Source organism: Herbiconiux sp., assembly GCF_004297105.1.
Classification (GTDB): domain Bacteria; phylum Actinomycetota; class Actinomycetes; order Actinomycetales; family Microbacteriaceae; genus Herbiconiux.
In genome coordinates this window covers 109,411-133,807 of record NZ_SCVE01000016.1, presented here as the reverse complement: position 1 = coordinate 133,807, position 24,397 = coordinate 109,411, and the positions used below count along the sequence as shown (strand labels likewise).

Sequence of the window (24,397 nt, the reverse complement as noted above, 5' to 3'; positions counted from 1 at the left end):
GCGACGATGCCGATCGAGGTCCGACCAGTAGCGCACGGGGAGTTCTTCCCGTGGCACGCCGTCTACACCGGATACGCGGAGTTCTACGAGACCCCGCTGAACGATGAGAAGGCCGTGCTCGTGTGGAGCTGGATCATCGACGACGCCAACGAGGTGGAGTGCCTCGTGGCGGTCGATGGTGACGACGTCGTCGGGCTTGCACACTTCCGCGCGTTCGCCCGCCCGCTCGCGGGCAGCCGCGGCCTCTACATCGACGATCTCTTCGTCGTGCCGGAGCGCCGGGGACAGGGCATCGCGACCGCGTTGATCGAGGCCGTGGCGGCCATCGGCCGTCAGCGTGGCGCGAGCGTGGTGCGCTGGATCACGGCGAAAGACAACGAGACGGCGCGCTCGCTCTACAAGACCGTGGCCGAGAAGACCCACTGGGTCACCTACGACAAGGCGCTGTGATGATGATCCAACTCGGAACCCGCTGGCTGGTGGGCGACGAACCGCCGTCGCGCCTCCCCCAGGCCGTGATCGACGCCGTGTACGAGGTCGAAGGCGAACTCGCCGAGCAGGGCGTGGCCGCGGCCGGCGAGTGGAGCTGGACCCTCACCTGGCTCGAGGGCAAGCCGGTCGTCGAACTCGACGACGAGACGGTGATCGAGTACGACGCCGACGACGACTCCGCCGTGGTGACTCCGGGCTCCTGACCGGTCAGAATCCTTCGGGATTGCGCGGGGTGTAGGGCGCTTCGAGGGCTGCGAGTTCATCGGGCGCGAGGTCGAGCGACAGCGAGGCCACCGCGTCGTCGAGGTGATGCGGTTTCGTCGCGCCCACGATGGGGGCTGTCACAACCGGCTGCTGGCGCACCCAGGCGAGGGCGACCTGCGCACGACTGACGCCGCGGGCCTCGGCGACGCGTCCGACCGCGTCCACGATCGCCCGGTCGGCGGCCTCGGCCTGACCGTACATCGACTTCGTGACCTCATCGGTCGACGTGCGCGCCGTCTCCTCGCCCCAGGGCCGGGTCAGCCGGCCGCGCGCCAGCGGGCTCCACGGGAGCACCCCCACGCCCTGGTCGGCGACGAGCGGATGCATCTCCCGCTCCTCCTCGCGCTGCAGCAGGTTGTACTGGTCCTGCATGCTCACGAACCGGGTCCAGCCGTTCGAGGCGGCGACGTGCTGCGCCTTCGCGAACTGCCACGCCCACATCGACGAGGCACCGATGTAGCGCGCCTTGCCGGCCTTCACCACGTCGTGCAGAGCCTCCATCGTCTCCTCGATCGGCGTCTCGTCGTCCCACCGGTGGATCTGGTAGAGATCGACGTAGTCGGTGCCGAGCCGCCTCAGGCTTGCCTCGATGGCCGCCATAATGTGCTTGCGCGACAGCCCGCGATCGTTCGGCCCCGAGCCCGTCGGCCAGTACACCTTCGTGGCGATCTCCACCTGGTCGCGTGGAGCGAGCTCGCCCAGCATCCGCCCGGTGAACTCCTCACTGGTGCCGTCGGAGTACATGTCGGCCGTGTCGAACGTGGTGATACCCGCCTCGAAGGCCGAGATGAAGAACGGGCGCGACTCGGCCTCGGAGAGGGTCCACGGATGGGTGCCCCGCGACGATTCTCCGTAGCTCATGCACCCCAGCACGATCTGCGAGACCTTCAGCCCGGAATCACCTAACCGCACGTGCTGCATGACGAACCCCTCTGCCCTCGACTCTCGCCCCTCAGCCTACGGCCCGCCGATCGCGACGCCGGGGGAAGGCGCTCCACGCCATGACCACACCGCCGACGAGCAATCCCCAGAACGCCGATCCGATGCTCACCACCACGATTCCGGATGCGGTCACCAGGAAGGTGGCGATGGCAGGGATGCGGTGGGCCGGCACCTCGATCGCGGCCGCCACCGCCGTGACGAGGGAGCCGAGCAGCGCGAGCCCGGCGACGGCCGTGATGAGGATCGGCGGCGCTGCGGAGATCAGCGCCGTGGCGAACCCGGCGGCGAGGCCGAACACGATGAAGCCGATGCCGTTCGTGACGGTGGCGATCCAGCGCTTGGAGCGGTCGGGATGCGAGTCGGGGCCGGCCATGATCGCGGCCGTGATGGCCGAGAGGTTCACCGCGTGGCCCCCGAAGAACGAGGCGACCATCGTTCCGACGCCCGAGGCCACGAGCGGCGGCCGTGCCGGAACGGTGTAGCCGAGCGTCGACATGACGGCGAAGCCGGGCACGTTCTGGCCCGCCATGGTGACGATGAACAGGGGCAGGCCCAGGCTCACGATCACCAGCGGATCGAAGTGCGGTACCACGAACTCCACCTGCGGAACCAGCGAGACCCGCGACAGCCAGTCGGTGCCCGCCGTGATCCCGATACCCACCGCGGCCACCACCATGGCGACCGGCACCGCCCAGCGCGGCGCGAAGCGGAAACAGATCAGCCACGCGACGATCACGGGCAGGGCGAGCCAGGGGATCTCGACGGCCGCGGTGATGGGTGCCACACAGATCGGGAACAGGATGCCCGCGAGCATCGCGCTCGCCAGGGGTCTCGGGATGCTCGTGATCGCCCGGCCGAGAGCCGGCCAGAGCCCGCAGAGCAGGATGAGGGCACCGCACACGAGGAACGCGCCGGTGGCCGCCGCGAAATCATCCGTCGTCGCCGCCGCGGCCACCAGCAGAGCGGCGCCGGGAGTCGACCACGCGAACGAGATCGGCAGGCGGAACGTCAGGGCGAGCACGATGCAGCAGAGGCCACTGATGATGCAGACGGCGAGGAGCCCGCTGGCCGCCTGGCGCTCGGTGGCGCCGACGGCTTGAAGACCGGCGACGACGAGAACGAACGAGCTCGCGAACCCGGTGATGGCCGAGACGATGCCGGCGGAGATGGGCTGGATGATGAGCGTGTCTCCCCCGGAGATCACTTCACGTGCACGAGCACCTCGGCGGCGGGGCCGTGGTGCCGCCGTGACGGGCTAGGCGGACTTCTCTTCGCGGCGCGGCTTGCGCGCCACAATGGTGGGCGCGGCGTTCTCGAGCACGGCTTCGCGGGTGACGATGACCCGGGCCACCTCGTCGGTGGAGGGAACCTCGAACATGATGGGCCCGAGCACCTCCTCCATGATGGCGCGCAGACCGCGAGCACCCGTCTGCCGCAGCACGGCCAGGTCGGCGATGGCTTCGAGGGCGTCGGTCTCGAAGTCGAGCTCGACCCCGTCGAGCTCGAACATGCGCTGGTACTGCCGCACGAGCGCGTTGCGCGGCACGGTGAGGATCTGCATGAGCGCGGCCTGGTCGAGCGGCGTGACCGTGGTGACCACGGGGAGCCGGCCGATGAACTCGGGGATGAGACCGAACTTGTGCAGGTCTTCGGGGAGCACCTCGCCGAAGAGGTTCGCCTCGGCCTTCTTGCTGTAGAGCGGGGAGTTGAAGCCGATGCCGCGACGGCCGGCGCGCTGCGAGATGATCTCTTCGAGCCCGGCGAACGCGCCCGCCACGATGAACAGCACGTTCGTGGTGTCGATCTGGATGAACTCCTGATGCGGATGCTTGCGCCCACCCTGCGGCGGAACGCTGGCGACCGTGCCCTCGAGGATCTTCAGCAGCGCCTGCTGCACGCCCTCGCCGGAGACATCGCGGGTGATCGACGGGTTCTCGGCCTTGCGGGCGATCTTGTCGACCTCGTCGATGTAGATGATGCCGGTCTCGGCCCTCTTGACGTCGTAGTCGGCGGCCTGGATGAGCTTCAGCAGGATGTTCTCGACGTCTTCACCGACGTAACCCGCCTCGGTGAGGGCCGTGGCATCGGCGACCGCGAACGGCACGTTGAGGCGTTTGGCCAGCGTCTGAGCGAGGTAGGTCTTGCCGCATCCGGTGGGCCCGATGAGCAGGATGTTGCTCTTGGCGATCTCGACCTCGGAGGCCTGCGCCTCAGCCGAGACGATGGCGGTGCGGGCGCGGGTGCGCTTGTAGTGGTTGTACACGGCGACGGAGAGGGCGCGCTTCGCGGCATCCTGACCGATGACGTACTCCTCGAGGAAGTTGTAGATCTCTTTCGGCTTCGGCAGTTCGAATTCGCCGGCCGCCTCTTCGCTGGCCTCGGACAGACGTTCTTCGATGATCTCGTTGCACAGCTCGACGCACTCGTCGCAGATGTACACACCGGGACCGGCGATGAGCTGCTGAACCTGCTTCTGGCTCTTTCCGCAGAACGAGCACTTGAGTAGGTCGGCGCTCTCTCCTATGCGTGCCATCCCCAGTCTCCTCTTCGATGTGTTCTGTCGAGCCTAACCCGAACGCCCGACACACATCGACACCACGCAGGAATCTCGCCGATGGGTGTGCAGACGCGTGACGCGGCGGCATCCGGGCTCGCGGTCAGGCGAGCAGGTGCCGCAGGTAGCGGGGCGGGGAGTCGAGGAAGCTGCGCCAGTGCTGCACGAGTTCGAGGTCGTCCCACTCCGAACGGCGGATGCCCCACTCCCCCAGTTCGAGGATGGTGGCACCGGGCAGCGACGCGAGCACCGGCGAGTGCGTGGCGCACACGATCTGCGCGCCGGCCTTCGCCAGGGTGTCGAGCTGGGCGATGAAGCGCAGCGTCGAGCCGAACGAGAGCGCGGCCTCCGGCTCGTCGAGGCAGAAGAAGCCGGGCGAGTCGATCTTGCGGTCGAGCAGGGCGAGGAACGATTCGCCGTGGCTCATCTCGTGCAGGTCGCGGTCGGGCGAATCGGGCAGAGCCTCGAGATAGCTGTAGTAGCCGTGCATGGTCTCGGCGCGGAGGAAGAAGCCCCAGCGCGGGGCCACCAACCCTCGGTCGATCTTCAGCCAGTCGCCGAGCGGGGACTCGCTCGCGCGCGTCGACGCGCCGCCGTTGCGGCTGCCGCCCTCGGCCGGGAAGCCGAACGCCATCGCGATGCCCTCGAGCAGCGTCGACTTGCCACTGCCGTTCTCCCCCACGAGGAAGGTGACACCCGGCTCGAACTCGAGCCCCTCCGCCAACTGCGCGATCGCCGGCACCGTCATGGGCCAGGAATGCGGAACAGCCGGGGCATCCGCGAAGAACGAGACTCCGCGGATGGCCCGGCTGTCGGTCAGCCAGTCGTCAGACGAACCGGCGTGGTGCATGGAAGGTGTCAGCCGGCGAGGGCGGGCACGTTCTTGCGCGAGGAGAGCACCTGGTCGATCAGACCGTACTCGAGAGCCTCATCGGCCGAGAGGATCTTGTCGCGGTCGATGTCCTTGTTCACCTGCTCGAGGGTGCGGTTGGAGTGGTGCGAGAGCGTGTTCTCGAGCCATCCGCGCATGCGCAGGATCTCGCGGGCCTGGATCTCGATGTCGGAGGCCTGGCCGCCACCCTGGCCGGTGGCCGGCTGGTGGATGAGGATGCGCGCGTTCGGCAGGGCGAGACGCTTGCCCGGGGTTCCGGCGGCGAGCAGCACGGCCGCAGCGGATGCCGCCTGGCCGAGGCACACCGTCTGGATCTGCGGACGCACGTACTGCATCGTGTCGTAGATCGCGGTCATCGCGGTGAACGAGCCACCGGGAGAGTTGATGTACATCTCGATGTCGCGGTCGGGGTCCTGCGACTCGAGCACGAGCAGCTGGGCCATGATGTCATCGGCCGAGGCGTCGTCGATCTGCACGCCGAGGAAGATGATGCGGTCTTCGAAGAGCTTCGCGTAGGGGTCCTGACGCTTGAAGCCGTAGGCCGTGCGCTCCTCGAAGGTGGGGAGGATGTAGCGGCTCGACGGCATCGTGCCGTTGCCGTAGGCGCTCGCACCGAGGGTGGGGGTTTCCATGTTCTCTTTTACCTGTTCTCTCGAAAGATCCGGTGCTAGTTGTCTGCTTCGATGGTGCCGCCGCCGCCGACGACATCGGTGGCGAACTCGCGCACGTGGTCGACGAAGCCGTACTCCAGAGCCTCCTGGGCGCTGAACCAGCGGTCGCGGTCACCGTCTTCGTTGACCTGCTCGACGGTCTTGCCCGTCTGCGATGCGGTGATCTGAGCCAGGGTGTGCTTCATGCTCAGGATGAGCTGCGCCTGGGTCTGGATGTCGGAGGAGGTACCGCCGAAGCCACCGTGCGGCTGGTGCAGCAGCACGCGGGCGTTGGGCGTGATGTAGCGCTTGCCCTTGGTACCGGAGGTGAGGAGGAACTGGCCCATCGAGGCGGCCATTCCGATGCCCACGGTCACGATGTCGTTCGGAACGAACTTCATGGTGTCGTAGATCGCCATGCCGGCGGTGATGGAGCCACCGGGCGAGTTGATGTAGAGGTAGATGTCGCGCTCGGGGTCTTCAGCTGCGAGCAGAAGGATCTTGGCGCAGATCTCGTTCGCGTTGTCGTCGCGAACCTCGGACCCGAGCCAGATGATCCTGTCTTTCAGCAGTCGGTCGAAGACGCTGGATGGGAGAGCCGTTTCGGCCATGTGTGTCGCTCCAATTCACTTGCAGTGGTTTGAATCTACTGGGTGCGGCGCAGCGCGGGGCCCGTGTTCGCCGTCGGCAGAGCGCATGGCCCCGCGCCGCTCATGTGTCGCGCAGCACGCACGCACGCCGGATCGCATCCGGCGACCAGTCCACCGCATACCAAGCCGCTGTCGCCGCACCGGGGCCCACCGCCCATGCGACGACCGCGTGGAGGTCGACGGACGCGCCTGGCGGCACGGGTGGGAGCATCCAGCCGACCCCGTCATCACTCCGGCCCAACACTGGAGTCAGTTGCTCGGGGATGTGCACCGTACGCCCGGTTTCACCAAACACCGTATCGGCTTGGTCTGGCACGAGCAGGGTCGCCCAATCGGCGGGGAATGAGCCATCGCGTACCCGCCGCGCGAAGAGGTCATCGTCGCCACCGCCAATCACGACTTCTGTCGCACCCGCAGCGAACGATCGTGCAGCGAGGTCTTGGCCCGTCGCCCATCCCCCGGAGCGATGCTCAGCGAACCCGGCCCGCAGCTCAATACGTCCGCACCCTCCGGGAGCGGTCACGGTCAGGAGAGCTGCTCGCACCCCCTCCGCAAACGTGCGTTCACCATAGGTTGGCGAAAGCTCGTCGGCCGACCAGGACACCCCGACCACATCGACGAGAGAAGTCGTGCGCAAGCAGACGTGCACGTCGCCAGCGAGCCACCAGTCAGCCCGTGACTCCCGCTGATCGTCTGTCATTGCGACGCGCGCGGCCACGAGGGCTAGCGGGTCGCCGCCTATCGCCGCCGTGATGACGACTCGGCCCAGTGGCGTCTCGAAAACCGCAAGTTCGTGTGAAGGCACGGCCCGATTCTAATGAATCATCCTCATATGAGAATGACCCGTCCGTTCGTCTCCGATCCACGCAGGAGGGAGACGGACTGGCGGGTCACCTCTTGTGACCAGTGTTCGCGACTAGTGCGAGTGGCCCTCGTGGCCGTCGTGGTCGTGACCTGCGTGGTCGTCGGACGCGTCGAGCAGGTTGTCGCCCTCGCCGTCACCCGCGAGGGTGGTGAACTCGGAGATGTCGACGGCCTTGCCGTTGGTGTCGACGACCTTGGCCTTCGACAGCACGATGGCGAGCGCCTTGTTGCGGGCGACCTCGGCGACCATGGCCGGGATCTGGTTCGACTCGGAGAGGATTTTCACGAACTCGTTGGGGTCCATGCCGTACTGGGCGGCGGACTGCACGAGGTACTGCGTGAGCTCGTCCTGCGAGACCTTGACCTCTTCTTTGTCGACGACGGCGTCGAGCAGGATCTGGGTCTTGAACGTGCTGGTCGACGACTCGGTGACCTCGGCGCGGTGCTCGTCGTCTTCAAGGCGGTTCTCGCCCTCGAGGTGACGGTGCACCTCGTCTTCGATGAGCGCCGGGGGAACCGGGATCTCCACCTTCTCGAGCAGCGACTCGACGATCTTGGTGCGGGCCTCGGATGCCTGGCCGAACGCTTTCTGCTTCTCGACCTGCTCCTTGAGCGACTTCTTCAGCTCGTCGAGCGTGTCGAACTCGCTGGCGATCTGAGCGAAGTCGTCGTCGGCCTCAGGCAGCTCGCGCTCCTTGACGGAGTTGAGCGTGACGGTGACGAGGGCGTCGCGGCCGGCGTAGTCGCCTCCGAGGAGGGGCGCCTCGAACGTGGTGGTCTCACCGGCGGTGAGGGTGTCGAGCGCCTCGTCGATGCCCTCGAGCAGCTCGCCCGAGCCGATCTCGTAGGAGATGCCGGAAGCGTTGTCGACCTCGACGTCATCGACGGTGGCCACCAGGTCGAGCTGGGCGAAGTCGCCCTTGGCAGCGGGACGATCAACGGTCACGAGGGTGCCGAAACGGCTGCGCAGACGCTCGAGCTCTTCGTCGACATCCGCGTCTTCGACGACGGCGGGCTCGACGGCGACCTCGAAGCCCTCGTAGTCGGGCAGGTCGATCTCGGGGCGCACGTCGACCTCGATGGCGAGCTCGAGGTCGCCGGAGAAGTCTTCGGCCTTCGGCCACTCGACGATGTCGGCCTGGGGGCGGCCGAGCGGGCGCAGCTCGTTCTCGGTGACGGCCTCGCGGTAGAACTTGTCGAGGCCCTCGTTGACGGCGTGCTCGAGCACGGCTTCCTTGCCGACGCGCTGGTTGATGATGGGCGGCGGCACCTTGCCCTTGCGGAAGCCGGGGATGTTCACCTGCTCCGCGATGTGGCTGTAGGCGTGATCGATGCTGGGCTTCAGCTCTTCGGGGGTGACGAAGATGGCGATCTTCACGCGGGTGGGGCTGAGCTGTTCGACCGTGGTCTTCACGTTGGATGTCTCCTGATGGGTTTCGAGATGGTCGGATCCGTGTCGGGGCGACAGGATTCGAACCTGCGACCTCCCGCTCCCAAAGCGGGCGCTCTAGCCAAGCTGAGCTACGCCCCGGCGGCGAAATGACCTCGGCAAGCCTACCGCACGCGCGGGGGCCGTCACACAGGGCGTTCGAAGCTGTACTACGATGTTCGGGTGCCGGGCTGCGAAGCCCTGCTCGGGGATGTAGCTCAATGGTAGAGCCTCAGTCTTCCAAACTGATCACGCGGGTTCGATTCCCGTCATCCCCTCCAGAGAGTAGGGAATTCAGGCATCCGCCGCTCTCCAAGTCCGGTCGTGGGTCGGAACCCCCGCACAAGAGTTCGCCCTGCGCCGCGATGGCGGCTAAATCCAAACAATCTGCTCAAGAGTCAGGCCACCAAGAAACAGGTTGAGCGACGTTCGGTCGCGTCCCCACCTCAAGAATTTTGGCTTGGCTAACGCAATCACCCGTGGCTCGGCACCGCTCTCCTCGGAGCCACTCCCCAAACTCGGGCACTGGGAATCCCATGAGCGCTGGGCATGACGTGAGGTTGAGTAGGCTGCGCAACTTACTCGCTCTAGTTGCCTCAGCGATCTGTGCCGCTTCAGCAGATCAAGAGCAGAGACCGACGACATGCGCGGGTTGAGTGGTCACTTCGAAACCAGGCAGTAGTATCCCGACGATTGCTCACTATAGTATCTACATCGATACTGCTCCTCACGGGAGATATCTCCGTGGGTGTGGAGCTTTTTTCTGAAACCGAGGGGATCGTCGTGTCTACGCGCGAATTTTTCTATCGAGATGATGTCTCCGATAAGTTCTGGACGATTGCGGTCGACGGCCCCAGCACTGTCACGACTTCAGGTCGCATAGGAAGGAAGGCACGCAGATTCGAACGATCATTCGAATCAGAATCTGCTGCCGTTGAGTGGGCAGATCGGCAGGTCGAAGCAAAAATCGGGAAGGGATACGAGGAGACTGTCCTCGCCACTCTCACGCCTTGGAGTCCACCTCAGTGGTCGACCCTAGACATGAACGTTGACGTCTTTTGGCGAATAATCGCACTCTTCGACTGGAGGCACGTAGGTGACGATGAGGCTGTCATGCGCAGAGCGATCGATGCTCTCGGCACAATGAGCGAGCCTTCGATCCAGACGTTCTCGGACATTCTGGCAACGCTCCTCCACTCCTTCGACACCCGTGAGTATTGCCGCCACATCTACTCAGGCAGGCTCGATCCCGACTACAATGCAATCTCCTCAGACGACTTCTTATACAAGAGATGTGACCTTATCGCAAATGGGCGCGCTTACTACGAACTCGTGAGATCGGACCCGTCGAAGGTCATCCAAGACTGCGAATTTGAGGCTCTGCTTAATCTCGACGCCATGGCATTCGAGGTGCGACATCCGGGCGCTTACGAGTATGTTTCGCCGATCTCGTATGAGAGCTTCACCAACATCGAGGGTTGGACAGAGCGATGAGCAACTCGAATACCAGGTGGGAGCTATATTCCGATTCGCCGGGTCAAGGATCATCGTCAGTCTGAGATAGAGTCACGCCCGACAGACTCGGCCTTGAAGGAATTCGAGAACGTGCGTTTTCGACCATTGTTGCCATGTGTAGGTTCCTGAGATCGACATCGGAGGCTGCTCAACTACGAGTCACGTCCTCGCCGGCTCGGCAGCTCGCCGAGATGTCATGCTGAAGGCGTAGGGTTCGGCGCATGGAACTCGGGATTCATCTGGCCAACTTCACCTATGCCGACGGGCCTTCGGCGCTCTCCTCCGATCTGGTGACGATCGCGCGGGCCGTCGAGGATGGGGGGATCACTCGGCTGACCGTGATGGATCATCTGTGGCAGATCCGCGGTGTCGGGCCCGCCGAGAACGACATGCTCGAGGCGTACACGACTCTCGGCTTTTTGGCGGCTCACACCGAGAAGGTGCTGCTGCACACGCTCGTGACCGGAGTCACCTACCGCGTGCCCGGGCTGCTGGCGAAGCAGATCTCCACCCTCGACGTGCTGAGCAACGGACGAGCCGGGCTCGGCATCGGGGCCGCCTGGAACGAAGACGAAGCCACCGGACTCGGCCTGCCGTTCCCCTCCACCAAGGAGCGTTTCGAGCGGCTCGAGGAGACGCTGCAGATCTGCCTGCAGATGTGGAGCGACGACGACGGGCCGTTCGATGGCGCCCACTACCAGTTGGGGCGCACGCTCAATTCGCCGCAGAACCTCAGCAGGCCGCATCCGTATCTCATGGTCGGCGGCTCGGGCGAGCGCAAGACCCTGCGACTCGTGGCCCAGTACGCGGATGCGTGCAATATCTTCTTCGGCGAGCAAGCCGTGCACAAGCTCGAGGTGTTGCGCGGCCACGCCGACACGCTCGGCCGCGACTACGACAGCATCGAGAAGACGACGCTCATCGGCGTCGACCCGTCGTGGACGCGTGACCGCCTGCTCGACACGCTTCGCGAGGCCTCGCAGATGGGGTTCACGGTGACCTACATCATGCCCGGATCGCCCGAACCCCTTCGCATGGTCGAGCTCGTGGCCTCGGTCGCCGAGGAGGCTCGCGCACTCTGAGCCGTCTCAGGGCCGATGGAGTCAGTTCGTGAAGCTCGACACCAGATAGGGCGCGGCCGGGCCGATCTGAACGGTGACGTCGGCCGGGTTCTCGACTGAAGAGCCGATCACCCAGCTCCGCGTCTGGCCGACGGCGATCGTGTCCGCAGGCAGCCCGGCGTCGATGCCGCTCGTGGGGTCGATGATCGGGGAGCCGGCGACGCCGGCCGAGTACACGCCGAGCGACGGGTCGAGCGCGACATCGGCCGTGGAACCGTTGTAGACCGTGACCGTGAACGAGAGGTTCCAGGCCTGGTCGGCGCCGCGGGCATCCGACGACGGGTCGAACGTCGTGGGCGCGCTGACCTGGAGCTGGAGGCCGTCGTCGTAGGTGACGGTCTGGCCGAAGACGGCAGGGATGGTCTCGGCGGAGACGGCGGGCGACGTCGGCGCGACGTCCGGGCTGCCCGGCATGCCGTGACCCCAGCTCGAGAGGAAGCCGATCGTGTACACGGCGGCGAGGATGATCGAGAGCAAGAAGCCGAGGCCGGAGAGCAGGATTCCGCCGACGGCGAGGCCGCGGCCACGCGCCCGGCGGAGGAGGGCGACGACTCCGAGCGCCATGCCGGCGACGCCGATGAACCAGGATCCGTAGGTGACGAAGGGCACGAACGCGCCGATCACGGCGACCGCGCCGAGCACGAGAGAGGCGATCGCCAGGAACCGGCCGGGACGACCTCGGCCTGGGGTGGGTGCGTCGCGGGCAGGCCGCGTTTTGGACGGCTTCGGGGGGCGAGGTGCTCGCGCAGGAGGCGCATCCGGCGCCGGTGGGGCTGCGGTTGCTGCGGGCGCTGCGGGCTCATCGCCCGACACAGCTGGCGGGGCGGATGCGGCGGACACAGGCCCGGGCTGGGTCGCCCCGGAGCCGGGCACCGGCCCAGCCTGCTCGGCACCTGCCGGCACGGTCGCGATCTCCTCACCGGACGGATCGGGCGCAGGCGCCTCTCCCGACGAACCCGGCTCCGGCGCAGGCGCCTCTCCCGACGGATCCGGATCGGGCTCGGGCGCTTTCGCGGCCGGATCGGACGCGGGCATCGCCGGGAGCAGGGGCTCCGCCGGCGCGGTCTCGTCATCGGCGAGCGACGGAGGGATGGACGGCAGCCCGTTCGGAATGGGCGGAACGGGAGGCAGGTTCGTCATCGCCTCAAGTCTTGCACCCAGCGCCCCTCTTGCCGCGCCGACCCACGAGCGTAGTCTGGCGAAATGAGCTCGACGCGTCTCCTCGTCGCAGCGACCGCCAGCTATTCGGTCAATTGCGCGCTCGGAGCAGCCGTGGCCGCCCGGATCGTCGACACCAGTCGCATCCGGTGGGTGCATCACGCGCTGTACGTCACCACGTGCGTTCTGGCCGGCACCGCCGCCGCGAGCGCACTCGTGTTCGGCGACGAGCGCGACCGCCGTGCCGCCGCCGCTCTGCTTCCCACGGCGGTGCCGCTCGCCGCGATCCCGCGAGTGAGCGCGCGCTCGCGCCGGCATCCGCTGCTCGCCCTCACGGCCGCCCCGTTCTTCGCGGCGGCCCTAATGCTCTCCCGAAGGAGCTGAACCATGGAGTTCCTCGACGTGGTGCGCCGTCGCACGACCACCAACGGGCCCTTTCGACCCGACCCCGTGAGTCGCGAGCACCAGCGCCTGCTGATGGAGGTGGCCGGCCGGGCCCCGTCGCAGCTGAACAGCCAGCCGTGGCGCTTCGTGATCATCGACGAGCGCCCCACGATCGAAGCCATCGCCACCATCAGCGGCGAGAGCATGACCGAGGCCATGTCGAATGGCACCTTCTTCGAGCGCTACAAGCCGTACTTCCGTTTCAGCGCCGACGAGATGGCCGAGAAGCGCAGCGGGATGCTCTTCGACAAGCTCCCGGTCGCGCTCCGGCCGTTCACGAAGCAGGTGTTCACGCCCCGCGGCCAGAAGCTCATGAACACGTTTCGCGTGCCTCAGACCCTCGGCGAGGAGAACCGCAGGCTCGTCGCCGGGTCACCCCTTCTGCTCGGGGTGATGCTCGATCGGGCCGAGTACCGGCCGGGCGAGTTGAGCTCGTTCTACTCGGTGTTCAGCATGGGGGCCGCGATGGAGAACATCTGGCTGTCGACCGTGGAGCTCGGGATGGGCATCCAGTTCGTGTCGTTCCCCATGGAGGTGCCGGGCAAGTGGGCGCTCATCGAGGAGCTGTTGGGGGTGCCATCCGACCTCGAGCTGATGGCCGTGTACCGGCTCGGCTACCTGCCGGAGTCGCAGCAGCGCCCCGCGATCGATTGGTCGAGTCATGAGCGCAAGCGGCCGTCGCAGTACGTCTTCCGCAATACCTGCGCCACGCCCGAGACGGAGTGGGACGACCACTAGTCTCTGAACACACCCGTTCGACGAAAGGCGCCGACGCATGTCCGATGAAATCTCCGGTCCCGAGTTCACCGGCGAGACCGCCCTCGAGGCGGCCCCCTGGGAGATCAAGCTGTCGTTCGGGCTGTGGTTGGCCGAAGCCATCCTGTCGATCATCGGCGGCATCCTGATGATCGGCGGCGCCGCACTCGTGGCGGCCGTGGCGGGAGTCGACGGCGACGCCGCCGTCGCCACGGTGGCCGTGTTCATCGTGGTCGGCGTGCTGATCGTGCTTCTCGGCGTGTTCCGCATCATCGCGTCCGTCTTCATGCTGCGCGGGCGGGTGTGGGCACGCAACACGCTCACCATCCTCGCGGTTCTCGGAGCGCTCGGCCTCTACCTCGAGTTCCAGAGCAATGTGGGGGTCGCGGTGGCGCACGCGCTGTTCATCGTGGTGGCCGTGATCACGATGTACCTGCCGAACTCGAACGCGTACTTCCGGCGCCCTTTTCCCGCCGAATAGCGGAGATTAGCCCAGCCTCAGCTTGCTTGCGGAAGATTTCTGCGTGAGTACCGTTGAAGCATAGGGAATCGGAAGGACACCCCCATGACTGAAGTAATCACCACCCCGACCAGCACCACGAGCCCCGACGTCGCCGCTGCCGCAGCGCAGTTCCTCAGCCCCGTGGTCATCGAGCTCCAGGCCCTCGCCGTCAACGGCAAGCAGGCGCACTGGCATGTGCGTGGGGCCAACTTCATCGGCGTTCACGAGCTCCTCGACACCGTGGTCGACCACGCCCAGGAGTACGCCGACACCGCCGCCGAGCGCGTCGTGGCCCTTGGCCTGCCGATCGATGCCCGCATCCAGACGGTCGCCGCGAAGAGCACCGCCGCCGAGATGCCCGCCGGCTTCCAGAAGTCGGACGCCGTGGTCGCCACGATCATCAACCAGATCGACGTGGCCCTCGCCGTGGTCAACAAGGCGGTCAAGGAGCTCGGCGAGATCGACGCCTCCTCACAGGACGTCGCGATCGAGATCGCCCGCGGCCTGGACAAAGACCGCTGGTTCCTCTTCGCGCACATCGCCGCGTAGTCGCTCCTCCCTCGCTGAAAGGCGGGCGTCCCCCAGGGGGCGCCCGCCTTTCGCGTTCCGGGCACGTGGGGTGGCTCCGCCGTGTGCACCGTAGGCGCGACTTGCCCGAAGGTGTGGTGTGCGGCGCCCAGTTGCCACAACTTGTGGCAAGCCGGCGACAACCGGCAGACCACAGCGAAGCGACTTGCCCGAAGGTGTGGGGTGCGGCACTCGGTTGCCACAACTTGTGGCAAGCCGGCGACAACCGGCGGACCACAGCGAAGCGACTTGCCCGAAGGTGTGGTTTGCGGCGCCCGGTTGCCACAACTTGTGGCAAGCCGGCGACAACCGGCAGACCACAGCGAAGCCACTTGCCCGAAGGTGTGGTTTGCGGCGCCCGGTTGCCACAATTTGTGGCAAGTCAGAGGGTGCGGTGGGTTGGGCGGCCTGCCAGGAGGGTGAGGGCTACGGGCATGGTGCGGAGTGCATCCGGGGGCGTAGCGAGGGGGTCGAGTTCGGTGACCGCGATGTCGGCGACGTCACCGACGCGGCTGCTCGTGCGCCCTCGCGCGGAGGCAGCCAAGGCTGCCGACGCCGCAATGGACTGCTCCGGATGCCACGGCTCCCGCCCATCGCGGGCGCGACCGATCGCGGCCGCCATCGTGACCCACGGGTCGAGCGGGGCGACGGGCGCGTCGGAGCCCATCGCGAGGACGGCGCCCGCCTCGAGCAGGCTGGCCAGCGCGAACGAGCGGCCGGTACGGCCCGACCAGTAGCGCTCGGCGACGTCGCGGTCATCCATCGCGTGCTCAGGCTGCACGCTCGCCGTCACGCCGAGCGCAGCGAAGCGGCCGAAATCGCTCTCGGAGACGAGCTGGGCGTGCTCGAGCGAGCCGCCGCATCCGAGTTCCTCGAAGGCGTCGAGGGCCAGGCGGTTGGCGTGGTCGCCGATGGCGTGCACAGCCGGAACGAAGCCCGCGGCCACCGCACGGGTGAGCAGCGCGCGCAGCTCGTCGGGCGGAGTGGTGAGGAGTCCGCGCGAGCCGGGCTGCCCCTCGAGTCCCGGGTATTCGTCGAAGCAGTAGGCGGTGCGGGTGTTGAGCGACCCGTCGGTGATGACCTTAAAGGGGCCGACATGAACAAGCACCGATGCGCCACCCGCGAGAGCCGCCCGTGGTGCAGTGACGCTGCTGCCGAACCCTCCGCGGGAGGCCGGGGAGCCGGCACGATCGCTGGGCGCGCTGACCGGGGAGCCGGCACGATCGCTGGGCGCGCTGACCGGGGTGCCGGTGCGGATGCCCTCGGTGATGGCCCGGTCGAGGTGGTGGGGGTACACGCCGAACTCGACGCGGAGGAGGTCGTGGCCGGCCGCGAGGCGGCGGGTCCAGACCTCGTGATTCCAGGCCATCTCGAGGTCGACGATGCCGACCACCCCGCGGGCGGCGGCGGCCTGCGCCGAATCGAGCGCCCAGGCATCCACGACCTCCGCCGGCACCTCGTCGAGCGCGCGGTGAACCGCGAAGGCCTCCTCCTCACGCAACAGACCCGTCGGATGCCCCGCCAGCCCGGTCTGCGCGAGCGCCGCCGAGTTCAGCCAGCAGCAGTGCAGGTCTCCGCTGATCAGCACGACCGGATGCGGCCCCGTCACCGCATCCAGCAGCGCCGCGGTCGGCTCGTCGGGCCAGAGCCCGTCGCGGAACCCGACGCCGACGAGCGGCGCGACCCGCGCATCCGCTCCCCCGCCAGCGGGTTCCGTCTGGCGTGGGGTGGTCCCCGGCGCGCCGCCGATCGTGCCGGAGGCCGCAGCGAATGAGCGATGAGACGAACCCGCGTCGGAGTGCGCGCCCGAAACGGAGTGCGTCGCCCGTCGGAGGGCGGCGGCCACAAGAGCCACGGTCTCCGCAGCGGAGCGCGCTGCCGAGACGTCGAGGCGGCGGGAGGCGGCGGCCCACTGGCTGAAGTGCACGTGGTTGTCCCAGAGCCCGGGCACCACCCAGCGCCCGTCGAGTGCGATGAGTTGCGCATCCTGATGCGAGGGGTCTCCGCTGCGGGCGGGTTCGATGGCCGCAACGATGCCGTCGATGATCGTGACGTCGACGAGGTCGACCGCACCGGGCATCCGTCCACCGGTGAGCACCAGCACCTCACTCATTCGCGGGCTCCCTGTCGTGCCGCTCCATCCCGCGACGAAACGACGGAGTCTCGACGCGAATTCGGGAAACGGAGGACTCTCAGACCGGAATCCGGCCCAAACTCCGTCATTTCTGCCCCGGCCCCTGCGCGCTGGTGGCATCCGGGTCGCCGAAGAGCGACGGATGCGCGTGCCGCATCTCGCGGGCCAGCTCCGCGCTCGCATAGGGGCCCTCGCCCTCGAGTTCTTCCACGATTCGCGTCACCGTCTCCTCGGGGCGGTTCTGGCTCATCTTCTGTTTGGCCACGAAGCGCGTGATCGGGATGCGCAGACCGACCGTTCCCGCCGAGATGCGGTCGGCGTAGGCCGAGTTCTCAAGGGTTCCGCGCATGCGCCGGGGATTCGGCATCCGGTCTTCGAAGTGGTCGACGAGCTCTTCGAGCACGCGCAGGTTCTCGGCCGGCTCCAAGAGGGTGGGCACCCCGTAGAGGTGCGCCGTGATGAAGTTCCAGGTGGGCACGGCCGGCGACGAGTCGTACCAGCCCGGCGAGATGTAGCCGTGCGGGCCCTGCACGATGACGAGCAGCTCGTGCTGACCCAGTTCGTGCAGGGTCTCATCCGGTCGTCCGACGTGCGTGACGAGCGCCAAGCCGTCGGCGGAGTCGTCGATCAGCACCGGGTAGTGCGAGGCGACGAGTCCGCCGGATGTCGCGGAGACGAGCGTGGCCCACGGGTTCTCGCGCACGAGCCGCGCGATCTCGGCAGGGTCGGTGAGGTCGAAGGAGGGAGTGTGCCGCATCAGGCCTGATCCTTCGGGCACCAGTACAGCTTGCGGCCGCCGAGCTCCTCGAGAACGATGTGGGTACCGCAGATGCGGCAGGGCAGGCCCTCGCGCTTGTAGACCCAATGCCGGTCGGCGCGGTTCGCCATCGCCTTCGCCCGATCGGCGTCGGACAGGTCGTCCATCGTCATCATCTGCCCCGTGCGCACACCGAGGTCGAGCAGATAGGCCCAGTCGCGCCAGAGCGCACGAGCCGTGTACTCGGTGACCTGCTTGCCCGGGGTGTGCGGGTTGAGGCGCGCGCGGAAGAGCATCTCGGCCCGGTAGACGTTGCCGATACCGCTCACGACCGACTGGTCCATCAGCAGCAACGCGATGGGCGTCTGCTTCTTGCGCACGGTGTCGACGAAGCGCTGTTCTGCCTCGGCACTGTTGTCGAGCAGCGGATCGGGCCCGAGCTTCGCGATCACCGCATCGACCTGGGCCTCATGCAGCACCTCGCAGGCGGTGGGGCCGCGCAGGTCGGCGACGGCCGTGTCGGTGAGCAGGCGCACGCGCACGGCGCCGACGGGCTCCGGGGGGAAGTCGCCCTCCTCGTCGCCGGCCTTCTCCTGCTCGGCCATCCGCAGCCGGGCGCGTCTCGGGGCACCGATGGAGCGCACGGAGTCCTCGCCGTCGGCATCGTCGATTGCGGCGGGATCAGCGGGATCGGCGAGATCGGCGAGATCGGCGAATTCAGTGGCGCCGGACGCGTTGCGGGGCGCGCCCGACGAGCCGGATGCGGGAGCTGCAGCCGCCACCGAGGCGTCAGCCCTGCCCGACCCGAGCGCGATTTCGTCGAGGGTTCCCTCCGACTGCGCGCCGAGCGCATCCGTCTCCACGTCGTCAGTGGTACCGCGCTGGTTCGTCTGGCCCATTCTTCCGCCGGCGGAGCGGATGGTGGCATCGGTGGTGATCTCGCCCGCGAAGTCCCAGGCGCCGTAGATGCCGAGGTGCACGCGCAGCCAGACCCCGCCGTCGAACTCGAGGAACATCTGCTTGCCCACCGCCCGCGCCGCGATCATCTCGCGCCCGTCGAGTACCGCTGCGCCCTCGGCGAACCGCCCCTGAGGCGACGACGCCCGCACCGGCCGGCCCACGAAATTGCGCGCGAACTGCCGGGCGATGCGGTGAACGGAATGGCCCTCAGGCACGATGACTCCTCAATGGCTCCTCAGCCGACCGAAGGCGAATGGCGAGCGGGGCGCGGGCCGCGGCGCGGGCCGAACGGATGCGGCCGGGGCGGTTTGCGGCCCGGCTCAGGCGTCGACGACCCGGTCGGCGATGGTGCCGGTGGCTTCGTATTCGGCGAGTTGTGCAATGCGGCGCACGTGCCGCTCTTCGAGCGAGAACGGCTCGTTCACGAAGAAGTCGATGAGCGCGAGCGCCTCCTCCACGGTGTGCTGGCGGGCACCGATGGCCACGACATTCGCATCGTTGTGCTGGCGGGCGAGCTTGGCGGTCGCCTCACTCCAGGCGAGGGCCGCACGAACACCGCGCACCTTGTTGGCGGCGATCTGCTCCCCGTTGCCCGACCCGCCGAACACGATGCCGAGGGCCTCGATTCCAGCCTCCTGATCGACCACGACGGCGTGGGCGGCGTTGATGCAGAACGAGGGGTAGTCGTCGATGGGGTCGTAGCTCTCGGGCCCGTGATCGATCACCTCGTGGCCGGCGGCGGCGAGGTGCTCCTGGATCTGCTTGCTGAAGTCGAGCCCGGCATGATCGGTGCCGATGTGGATGCGCATGCCACCCAGCTTAGAACGCACCGATCAGTGCCGAGGCGCTCGTTCTGGCGTCTCGCGCCGAGCATGGGGGGCGCGAAGCGTCAGAACGGGCGCGGCGGACTCAGTCGAAGATCGGGTCGCGGGTGCGCGACCGCTTGAGTTCGAAGAAGCCGTCGAAGGAGGCGGCGGCCACGACGCCGTCCCACAGCGTGAGCGCCATCTCGCCCTTCGGGGCCGGGCTGATGACGGGACCGAAGAAGGCCACGCCGTTCACCGCGATGACGGGGGTGCCGACATCCTGACCCACGCGCTCGATGCCGTCGAAGTGCGAGGCGCGCATCTGGGGGTCGTACTCCTCGGAGTCGGCGTAGGCCGCGAAGTCGGCGGGCAGGCCCACCTCGGCGAGCGCCCCCGCGATGACCTCGTCGGAATCGGTGGAACCGCCCGGATGGATGCGCGTGCCGAGTGCGTCATACAGCGGCTTCACGATCTCGGCACCGTGCAGCTCCGACGCCGCGGCCACGAGACGCGTGTAGCGCAGCGCGCGCGGGAAGAACGCCTTGTAGGACTCGGGGATGTCGTGGTTGTTCTCGTTCAGCACCGCGAGGCTCATGATGTGCCACGTGACGTCGAGGTCACGGTGCTGCGCCACCTCGTCGACCCAGCGGGAGGTCATCCAGGCCCAGGGGCAGGAGGGATCGAACCAGAAGTCGACTTTGGTCTTCGAAGCAGTCATAGGTCAATCCTCGCACCCGGCACAGACAGCGGGGTCATAGGCTGAACGGGCAATCGAAAAGGAGAGCATTCAGTGCCTGGAGAAAACCTCACCCGCGCAGAAGCCCGCGAACGTGCCGCCATCGTCGACACCACGAGCTACGACGTCGTCCTCGACCTCACGACAGGTCCGGAGACGTTCCGCAGCACAACCACCATCGTCTTCACCGCCACCCCGGGAGCCTCGACCTTCGTCGACGCCATCACCCGCACGGTGCACGCGGTGACTCTCAACGGCGAGTCGCTCGACCCGGCCGAGGTGAGCGACGGCGTGCGCATCCAGCTGCCCGCATTGCAGGCCGAGAACACGCTGGTCGTCGACGCCGACATGATCTACACGAACACCGGCGAGGGTCTGCACCGCTTCGTCGACCCGGTCGACGACGAGGTCTACCTCTACAGCCAGTTCGAGGTGCCCGACTCGCGCCGCATGTTCGCGGTGTTCGAGCAGCCCGACCTCAAGGCCACCTTCGCCTTCACCGTCACGGCACCCGACTACTGGGAGGTCGTCTCGAACTCCCCCACGCCCGAGCCCGTCACGGCGGTCGAGGGTCAGTCGGCGATGTGGAGCTTCGAGCCCACCCCGCGCATCTCGAGCTACATCACGGCGCTCGTGGCCGGCCCCTACATCGTCGAGCGTTCGGAGCTCACGAGCGCCGATGGTCGGGTCATCCCCCTCGGCGTCTTCAGCCGCGCATCCCTCTCGCAGTACATGGATGCCGACTACATCTTCGAGAAGACCCGCCAGGGCTTCGAGTTCTACGAGAAGCACTACGACTTCGCGTACCCGTTCGCCAAGTACGACCAGCTCTTCGTTCCCGAGTTCAACGCGGGTGCGATGGAGAACGCGGGTGCGGTGACCTTCACCGAGACCTACGTGTTCCGCTCCAAGGTGACGGATGCGGTGCGCGAGCGCCGCGTCGTCACGATCCTGCACGAGCTGGCCCACATGTGGTTCGGCGACCTCGTGACCATGCGCTGGTGGAACGACCTGTGGCTGAACGAGTCGTTCGCCGAATACATGTCGACCCTCGCCACCGCCGAGGCCACCGAATGGACAGAGGCCTGGACCACCTTCGCCGCCATGGAGAAGAGCTGGGCCTACCGCCAGGACCAGCTGCCCTCCACCCACCCGATCGTCGCCCAGATCAACGACCTCGAAGACGTGCAGGTGAACTTCGACGGCATCACCTATGCGAAGGGCGCATCCGTTCTGAAGCAGCTGGTGGCCTGGGTGGGCCAGGACGAGTTCATGAAGGGCGTCGCCGCCTACGTGGGCAAGCACCAGTGGGGCAACACCGAGCTGCAGGATCTGCTCGTGGAGCTCGAGGCCACGAGCGGCCGCGACCTCACCGAGTGGTCGCAGCTGTGGCTCGAGACCGCGGGCGTGAACACGCTGCGCCCCGAGATCGTCTACGACGAGAACGACGTCATCACGTCGTTCGAGGTGCTGCAGGAGGCGCCGCTCGAGTGGCCCACCATCCGTCCGCACCGCCTCGCGATCGGCTTCTACTCGGCCGAGGGCGACAAGCTCGTGCGCAGTTACCGCGTGGAGCTCGACGTCGACGGCGAGCGCACCTCGGTGCCCGAGCTCGTGGGCCGCACGCGCCCGGCGCTCGTGCTGCTGAACGACGACGACCTCGCCTACGCGAAGATCCGTCTCGACGCCTTCTCACTCGACATGGCCATCGACCGCCTCGCCTCGATCGAGAGCCCGCTTGCTCGCTCCATCGTCTGGGGCTCCGCCTGGGACTCGACTCGCGATGCCGAGACCCGTGGCCGCGACTTCGTGCGCCTCGTGCTCGGCAACATCGCGAGCGAGACCGAGTCCACCACCATCCGCACGGTTCTCGGCCAGCTCGTGCTCACGGCGTCGATGTACGTGACCCCGGATGCTCGTGACGAGACCGTGCGTGATGCCGCCGATGCGCTCTGGAAGCTGGCGCTCGACGCCGAGCCCGGTTCGGATGCCCAGTTCCAGTTCGTGAAGTTCTTCGCAGCTCTCGCCACCACCGACGAGCAGCTCGAGAACGTGGCGCACCTGCACGACGGCACCGTGGAGCTCACCGGACTCGACATCGACACCGATCTCACCTGGGAGCTGCTCATCGCGCTCGTGGCGGGCGGCAAGGCCGGCCCCGCGGAGATCGCGGCCACACTCGAGGCCGACAACACGGCATCCGGAGCCCAGTCGGCCGCCCACGCGACCGCGGCCATCCCCACCGCTGAGGGCAAGGCGGCGGCGTTCGCGTCGCTCGTCGACACCGACACGGCGCCGAACGCGATCGTGCGGGCCACCGGCTTGGGCTTCCAGCGCTCGAGCGACCCGGCCGTGTTCGAGCCGCTCGTGGGCCGCTACTTCGAGTCGCTGCAGACGCTGTGGGAGACCCGCAGCTACGCGATCGCGGCATCCGTCATCAATGGGCTCTACCCGTCGGCGCTGGCGAACCAGGCACTGCGGGATGCGACCCAGGCATGGCTCGACGCCCCGGAGAACCACGGCATCCCGGCACTGCGCCGCCTGGTGATCGAGAACCTGGCCGGTGTCGACCGAGCCCTGGCTGCCCAGGCGCGCGACGCCTCCTGACAACACGATCACCCCGGAAACGAAGGACTCCGGAGCCGGATTCGGCTTCGGAGTCCTTCGTTTCCGGCATCGTGGCTGACACTCCTTCGTTTCAGCGGGGCCGGTCGCCCCGAACTCGCAGGTGAGGGTCAATGAACCCCTCCAAGCCTTCGCCAAGGCGCTCCCCGTAGGATCATGCGCATATGGATTGGAACGCATTCTGGACGAACCTCGGTTCGTTCTTCGATACCTACCAGGTGCCCGTCGGCATCCTTCTCATCATCATCGGCGCCGTCATCATCCGCGCCGTGCTGCTCTTCGCGGTGCGCAGGCTCGTCGATCAGGTGGTCACCGGCGTCAAGAAGAAGCAGAACGTCACCGACACCCAGGCTCTCGTCGCATCGCCTCTCGCCGCCGTGCGCATCGTGCAGCGCACCCGCACGCTCGGCACGGTGCTCACCAACGTCATCAACGTCACGGTCGTCGTGGTGTCGCTCATCCTCATCGTCAACCGCGTCGACCCGAATGTGCTCGGCTCTCTCGCCCTGCTCACGGCGGCGCTCGGTGCCGGTCTCGGTTTCGGCGCCCAGAACATCGTGAAAGACGTGCTGAACGGCCTGTTCATGGTGTTCGAAGATCAGCTGGGCGTGGGCGACGTGGTCGACCTCGGCCCGGCAACCGGTGTGGTGGAGGCGGTGGGCATCCGCGTCACCCAGGTGCGCGACGTGAACGGCACGCTCTGGTTCGTGCGCAACGGCGAGATCCTGCGCGTCGGCAACATGTCACAGGGCTGGGCCCGCGTCATCATCGACCTCGCCATCCCCTACGACGCCGACATCGACCTCGTACAGGACAAGATGCTCGAGACGGCGGTGGCCATGTCGACGGAGCCCAAGTGGCGCTCGCGCATCATGGAGCGGCCCGAGATCTGGGGCCTCGAGTCGATCTCGGCCGAGGCGCTCGTGATCCGCCTCGTGGTGAAGACGCGCACCTCGGCGAAAGACGATGTGGCCCGCGACCTCCGGATGCGTCTGAAGCGCGCTCTCGACGAACTCGACGTGACGCTTCCCTCCCTCAACTCCGTGGTGCTCTCCGGCTTCGAGGGAGCGGCTAGCGTGAAGGGTGCCCGGCCGCCGCGCACGAAGCCGGTGCCGACCGCGAAGCCTCCGGCCGTCAAGGCCCCCAAGAACGAGTAGAACCGGAAGACCGCCATGGAGATCACCCCGAAGGTGCCCGAGAACCCGTTCTACGAGCAGATCGGCGGGCACGACACCTTCGTGCGGCTCGTCGAGCGGTTCTACGAGGGCGTGGCCACCGACGAGGTGCTGAAGCCGATGTATCCGGCCGACGACTGGGACGGTGCGGTACGCCGGCTCACGATGTTCCTCGAGCAGTACTGGGGCGGCCCGGGAACCTACAGCGCGGAGCGCGGACATCCGCGGCTCCGGATGCGGCACAACCCGTTCAAGGTCAACCCCGACGCGCGCGATCGTTGGCTCGCTCACATGAAGACGGCCGTCGACTCCCTCGATTTGGCACCTCTCGACAGAGAAGTGCTCTGGGATTACCTCGAACGGGCCGCGCATGCCATGGTGAACACGTTCGACGAGTAGAACCC

The 24,397-nt window shown here is 67.2% G+C and carries 25 protein-coding genes and 2 tRNA genes; 12 read left to right on the top strand and 15 right to left on the bottom strand.

Annotation, left to right across the window (positions count from 1 at the left end; genetic code table 11):
* Positions 1–6 precede the first annotated feature (6 nt).
* Together EPO52_RS13230 and EPO52_RS13225 are read left to right on the top strand one after the other, a co-directional pair.
* Complete coding sequence (locus EPO52_RS13230) at positions 7–450, top strand: GNAT family N-acetyltransferase (protein WP_290807221.1); 444 nt, start codon at positions 7–9, stop codon at positions 448–450.
* The gene (locus tag EPO52_RS13225; protein WP_290807219.1) at positions 450–695 is read left to right on the top strand and encodes a hypothetical protein; all 246 of its coding nucleotides are present in this window, start codon (positions 450–452) and stop codon (positions 693–695) included. The genes EPO52_RS13230 and EPO52_RS13225 overlap by 1 nt, the downstream gene beginning before the upstream one ends.
* Before the next feature lie 4 nt (positions 696–699).
* On the opposite strand, the gene EPO52_RS13220 is transcribed toward EPO52_RS13225, so the two are convergent.
* The 9 genes from EPO52_RS13220 to EPO52_RS13180 form a co-directional block, all read right to left on the bottom strand.
* Positions 700–1,677, bottom strand: a complete 978-nt coding sequence (locus EPO52_RS13220; RefSeq protein ID WP_290807217.1) for an aldo/keto reductase — start codon at positions 1,675–1,677, stop codon at positions 700–702.
* A gap of 31 nt (positions 1,678–1,708) precedes the next feature.
* Positions 1,709–2,902 carry a benzoate/H(+) symporter BenE family transporter gene (locus EPO52_RS13215; protein ID WP_290807215.1) on the bottom strand — a complete coding sequence of 398 codons (1,194 nt, stop codon included), beginning with the start codon at positions 2,900–2,902 and terminating at the stop codon, positions 1,709–1,711.
* A gap of 51 nt (positions 2,903–2,953) precedes the next feature.
* Positions 2,954–4,231 (bottom strand): ATP-dependent Clp protease ATP-binding subunit ClpX, encoded by a 1,278-nt coding sequence (gene clpX / locus EPO52_RS13210; RefSeq protein WP_290807213.1) that lies wholly within the window; start codon positions 4,229–4,231, stop codon positions 2,954–2,956.
* Positions 4,232–4,355: 124 nt separating this feature from the next.
* Positions 4,356–5,102, bottom strand: a complete 747-nt coding sequence (locus EPO52_RS13205; RefSeq protein ID WP_290807210.1) for an AAA family ATPase — start codon at positions 5,100–5,102, stop codon at positions 4,356–4,358.
* Positions 5,103–5,110: 8 nt separating this feature from the next.
* Positions 5,111–5,776 (bottom strand): ATP-dependent Clp protease proteolytic subunit, encoded by a 666-nt coding sequence (locus tag EPO52_RS13200; protein ID WP_290807208.1) that lies wholly within the window; start codon positions 5,774–5,776, stop codon positions 5,111–5,113.
* Positions 5,777–5,811: 35 nt separating this feature from the next.
* Entirely contained in the window at positions 5,812–6,405 is a 594-nt protein-coding gene (locus EPO52_RS13195) for an ATP-dependent Clp protease proteolytic subunit (RefSeq protein ID WP_290807206.1), read from the bottom strand.
* A gap of 100 nt (positions 6,406–6,505) precedes the next feature.
* Entirely contained in the window at positions 6,506–7,249 is a 744-nt protein-coding gene (locus tag EPO52_RS13190; RefSeq protein WP_290807204.1) for a hypothetical protein, read from the bottom strand.
* Positions 7,250–7,360: 111 nt separating this feature from the next.
* Positions 7,361–8,722, bottom strand: coding sequence for a trigger factor (tig, locus tag EPO52_RS13185; protein ID WP_290807202.1), 1,362 nt, complete (start codon positions 8,720–8,722; stop codon positions 7,361–7,363).
* Between the two features lie 42 nt (positions 8,723–8,764).
* Positions 8,765–8,839 (bottom strand) — tRNA-Pro (locus EPO52_RS13180).
* A 105-nt stretch (positions 8,840–8,944) separates the two neighbouring features.
* Here EPO52_RS13180 and EPO52_RS13175 point away from each other — a divergent pair.
* The 3 genes from EPO52_RS13175 (at position 8,945) to EPO52_RS13165 (ending at position 11,334) form a co-directional block, all read left to right on the top strand.
* Positions 8,945–9,018, top strand: a tRNA-Gly gene (locus EPO52_RS13175).
* 412 nt (positions 9,019–9,430) lie between these two features.
* The gene (locus EPO52_RS13170; protein WP_290807200.1) at positions 9,431–10,231 is read left to right on the top strand and encodes a DUF4240 domain-containing protein; all 801 of its coding nucleotides are present in this window, start codon (positions 9,431–9,433) and stop codon (positions 10,229–10,231) included.
* A gap of 242 nt (positions 10,232–10,473) precedes the next feature.
* Positions 10,474–11,334, top strand: coding sequence for an LLM class F420-dependent oxidoreductase (locus tag EPO52_RS13165; protein ID WP_290807197.1), 861 nt, complete (start codon positions 10,474–10,476; stop codon positions 11,332–11,334).
* A 21-nt stretch (positions 11,335–11,355) separates the two neighbouring features.
* Here the strand turns inward: EPO52_RS13165 and EPO52_RS13160 are convergent, their stop codons facing one another.
* Positions 11,356–12,513 (bottom strand): DUF6264 family protein, encoded by a 1,158-nt coding sequence (locus EPO52_RS13160; protein ID WP_290807195.1) that lies wholly within the window; start codon positions 12,511–12,513, stop codon positions 11,356–11,358.
* Positions 12,514–12,576: 63 nt separating this feature from the next.
* Here EPO52_RS13160 and EPO52_RS13155 point away from each other — a divergent pair, with 63 nt between their 5' ends.
* From EPO52_RS13155 to EPO52_RS13140, 4 genes are all read left to right on the top strand, one after another.
* Positions 12,577–12,915: a hypothetical protein gene (locus tag EPO52_RS13155; protein WP_290807193.1), complete on the top strand. Its 339-nt coding sequence runs from the start codon at positions 12,577–12,579 to the stop codon at positions 12,913–12,915.
* A 3-nt stretch (positions 12,916–12,918) separates the two neighbouring features.
* A complete protein-coding gene (locus EPO52_RS13150; protein WP_290807191.1) occupies positions 12,919–13,713 on the top strand; it encodes a nitroreductase family protein in 795 nt (264 codons plus the stop codon).
* A gap of 37 nt (positions 13,714–13,750) precedes the next feature.
* Entirely contained in the window at positions 13,751–14,212 is a 462-nt protein-coding gene (locus EPO52_RS13145) for a hypothetical protein (protein ID WP_290807189.1), read from the top strand.
* Positions 14,213–14,296: 84 nt separating this feature from the next.
* The gene (locus EPO52_RS13140) at positions 14,297–14,782 is read left to right on the top strand and encodes a DNA starvation/stationary phase protection protein (protein WP_290807187.1); all 486 of its coding nucleotides are present in this window, start codon (positions 14,297–14,299) and stop codon (positions 14,780–14,782) included.
* Between the two features lie 400 nt (positions 14,783–15,182).
* Here EPO52_RS13140 and EPO52_RS13135 read toward each other — a convergent pair whose 3' ends face one another.
* From EPO52_RS13135 to EPO52_RS13115, 5 genes are all read right to left on the bottom strand, one after another.
* Positions 15,183–16,913 (bottom strand): amidohydrolase family protein, encoded by a 1,731-nt coding sequence (locus tag EPO52_RS13135; RefSeq protein ID WP_290807185.1) that lies wholly within the window; start codon positions 16,911–16,913, stop codon positions 15,183–15,185.
* A gap of 106 nt (positions 16,914–17,019) precedes the next feature.
* Entirely contained in the window at positions 17,020–17,691 is a 672-nt protein-coding gene (locus EPO52_RS13130; protein ID WP_290807183.1) for an FMN-binding negative transcriptional regulator, read from the bottom strand.
* On the bottom strand, positions 17,691–18,866 hold the full coding sequence (locus EPO52_RS13125) for a DNA glycosylase (protein WP_290807181.1): 1,176 nt from the start codon (positions 18,864–18,866) through the stop codon (positions 17,691–17,693). The genes EPO52_RS13130 and EPO52_RS13125 overlap by 1 nt, the downstream gene beginning before the upstream one ends.
* 105 nt (positions 18,867–18,971) lie before the next feature.
* A complete protein-coding gene (locus EPO52_RS13120) occupies positions 18,972–19,460 on the bottom strand; it encodes a ribose-5-phosphate isomerase (RefSeq protein WP_290807180.1) in 489 nt (162 codons plus the stop codon).
* 100 nt (positions 19,461–19,560) lie between these two features.
* The gene (locus EPO52_RS13115) at positions 19,561–20,175 is read right to left on the bottom strand and encodes a DsbA family protein (protein ID WP_290807178.1); all 615 of its coding nucleotides are present in this window, start codon (positions 20,173–20,175) and stop codon (positions 19,561–19,563) included.
* A gap of 72 nt (positions 20,176–20,247) precedes the next feature.
* Between EPO52_RS13115 and pepN the strand changes: the two genes are divergently transcribed.
* The 3 genes from pepN (at position 20,248) to EPO52_RS13100 (ending at position 24,392) form a co-directional block, all read left to right on the top strand.
* Positions 20,248–22,800, top strand: a complete 2,553-nt coding sequence (gene pepN / locus EPO52_RS13110; protein ID WP_290807176.1) for an aminopeptidase N — start codon at positions 20,248–20,250, stop codon at positions 22,798–22,800.
* 182 nt (positions 22,801–22,982) lie between these two features.
* Positions 22,983–23,975 (top strand): mechanosensitive ion channel domain-containing protein, encoded by a 993-nt coding sequence (locus tag EPO52_RS13105; protein WP_290807174.1) that lies wholly within the window; start codon positions 22,983–22,985, stop codon positions 23,973–23,975.
* Positions 23,976–23,990: 15 nt separating this feature from the next.
* Complete coding sequence (locus EPO52_RS13100) at positions 23,991–24,392, top strand: globin (protein WP_290807172.1); 402 nt, start codon at positions 23,991–23,993, stop codon at positions 24,390–24,392.
* Positions 24,393–24,397: the final 5 nt, after the last annotated feature.

Excerpts from the sequence above, each read along its gene's own strand:
- EPO52_RS13205 (WP_290807210.1), bottom strand. The coding sequence starts at position 5,102 with ATGCACCACGCCGGTTCGTCTGACGACTGGCTGACCGACAGCCGGGCC.
- clpX (WP_290807213.1), bottom strand. The coding sequence starts at position 4,231 with ATGGCACGCATAGGAGAGAGCGCCGACCTACTCAAGTGCTCGTTCTGC.
- EPO52_RS13120 (WP_290807180.1), bottom strand. The coding sequence starts at position 19,460 with ATGCGCATCCACATCGGCACCGATCATGCCGGGCTCGACTTCAGCAAG.
- EPO52_RS13150 (WP_290807191.1), top strand. The coding sequence starts at position 12,919 with ATGGAGTTCCTCGACGTGGTGCGCCGTCGCACGACCACCAACGGGCCC.
- EPO52_RS13115 (WP_290807178.1), bottom strand. The coding sequence starts at position 20,175 with ATGACTGCTTCGAAGACCAAAGTCGACTTCTGGTTCGATCCCTCCTGC.
- EPO52_RS13145 (WP_290807189.1), top strand. The coding sequence starts at position 13,751 with ATGTCCGATGAAATCTCCGGTCCCGAGTTCACCGGCGAGACCGCCCTC.
- EPO52_RS13230 (WP_290807221.1), top strand. The coding sequence starts at position 7 with ATGCCGATCGAGGTCCGACCAGTAGCGCACGGGGAGTTCTTCCCGTGG.
- EPO52_RS13140 (WP_290807187.1), top strand. The coding sequence starts at position 14,297 with ATGACTGAAGTAATCACCACCCCGACCAGCACCACGAGCCCCGACGTC.
- EPO52_RS13160 (WP_290807195.1), bottom strand. The coding sequence starts at position 12,513 with ATGACGAACCTGCCTCCCGTTCCGCCCATTCCGAACGGGCTGCCGTCC.
- EPO52_RS13225 (WP_290807219.1), top strand. The coding sequence starts at position 450 with ATGATGATCCAACTCGGAACCCGCTGGCTGGTGGGCGACGAACCGCCG.
- EPO52_RS13155 (WP_290807193.1), top strand. The coding sequence starts at position 12,577 with ATGAGCTCGACGCGTCTCCTCGTCGCAGCGACCGCCAGCTATTCGGTC.
- EPO52_RS13220 (WP_290807217.1), bottom strand. The coding sequence starts at position 1,677 with ATGCAGCACGTGCGGTTAGGTGATTCCGGGCTGAAGGTCTCGCAGATC.
- EPO52_RS13165 (WP_290807197.1), top strand. The coding sequence starts at position 10,474 with ATGGAACTCGGGATTCATCTGGCCAACTTCACCTATGCCGACGGGCCT.
- EPO52_RS13195 (WP_290807206.1), bottom strand. The coding sequence starts at position 6,405 with ATGGCCGAAACGGCTCTCCCATCCAGCGTCTTCGACCGACTGCTGAAA.
- EPO52_RS13135 (WP_290807185.1), bottom strand. The coding sequence starts at position 16,913 with ATGAGTGAGGTGCTGGTGCTCACCGGTGGACGGATGCCCGGTGCGGTC.
- EPO52_RS13130 (WP_290807183.1), bottom strand. The coding sequence starts at position 17,691 with ATGCGGCACACTCCCTCCTTCGACCTCACCGACCCTGCCGAGATCGCG.
- EPO52_RS13100 (WP_290807172.1), top strand. The coding sequence starts at position 23,991 with ATGGAGATCACCCCGAAGGTGCCCGAGAACCCGTTCTACGAGCAGATC.
- EPO52_RS13200 (WP_290807208.1), bottom strand. The coding sequence starts at position 5,776 with ATGGAAACCCCCACCCTCGGTGCGAGCGCCTACGGCAACGGCACGATG.
- EPO52_RS13105 (WP_290807174.1), top strand. The coding sequence starts at position 22,983 with ATGGATTGGAACGCATTCTGGACGAACCTCGGTTCGTTCTTCGATACC.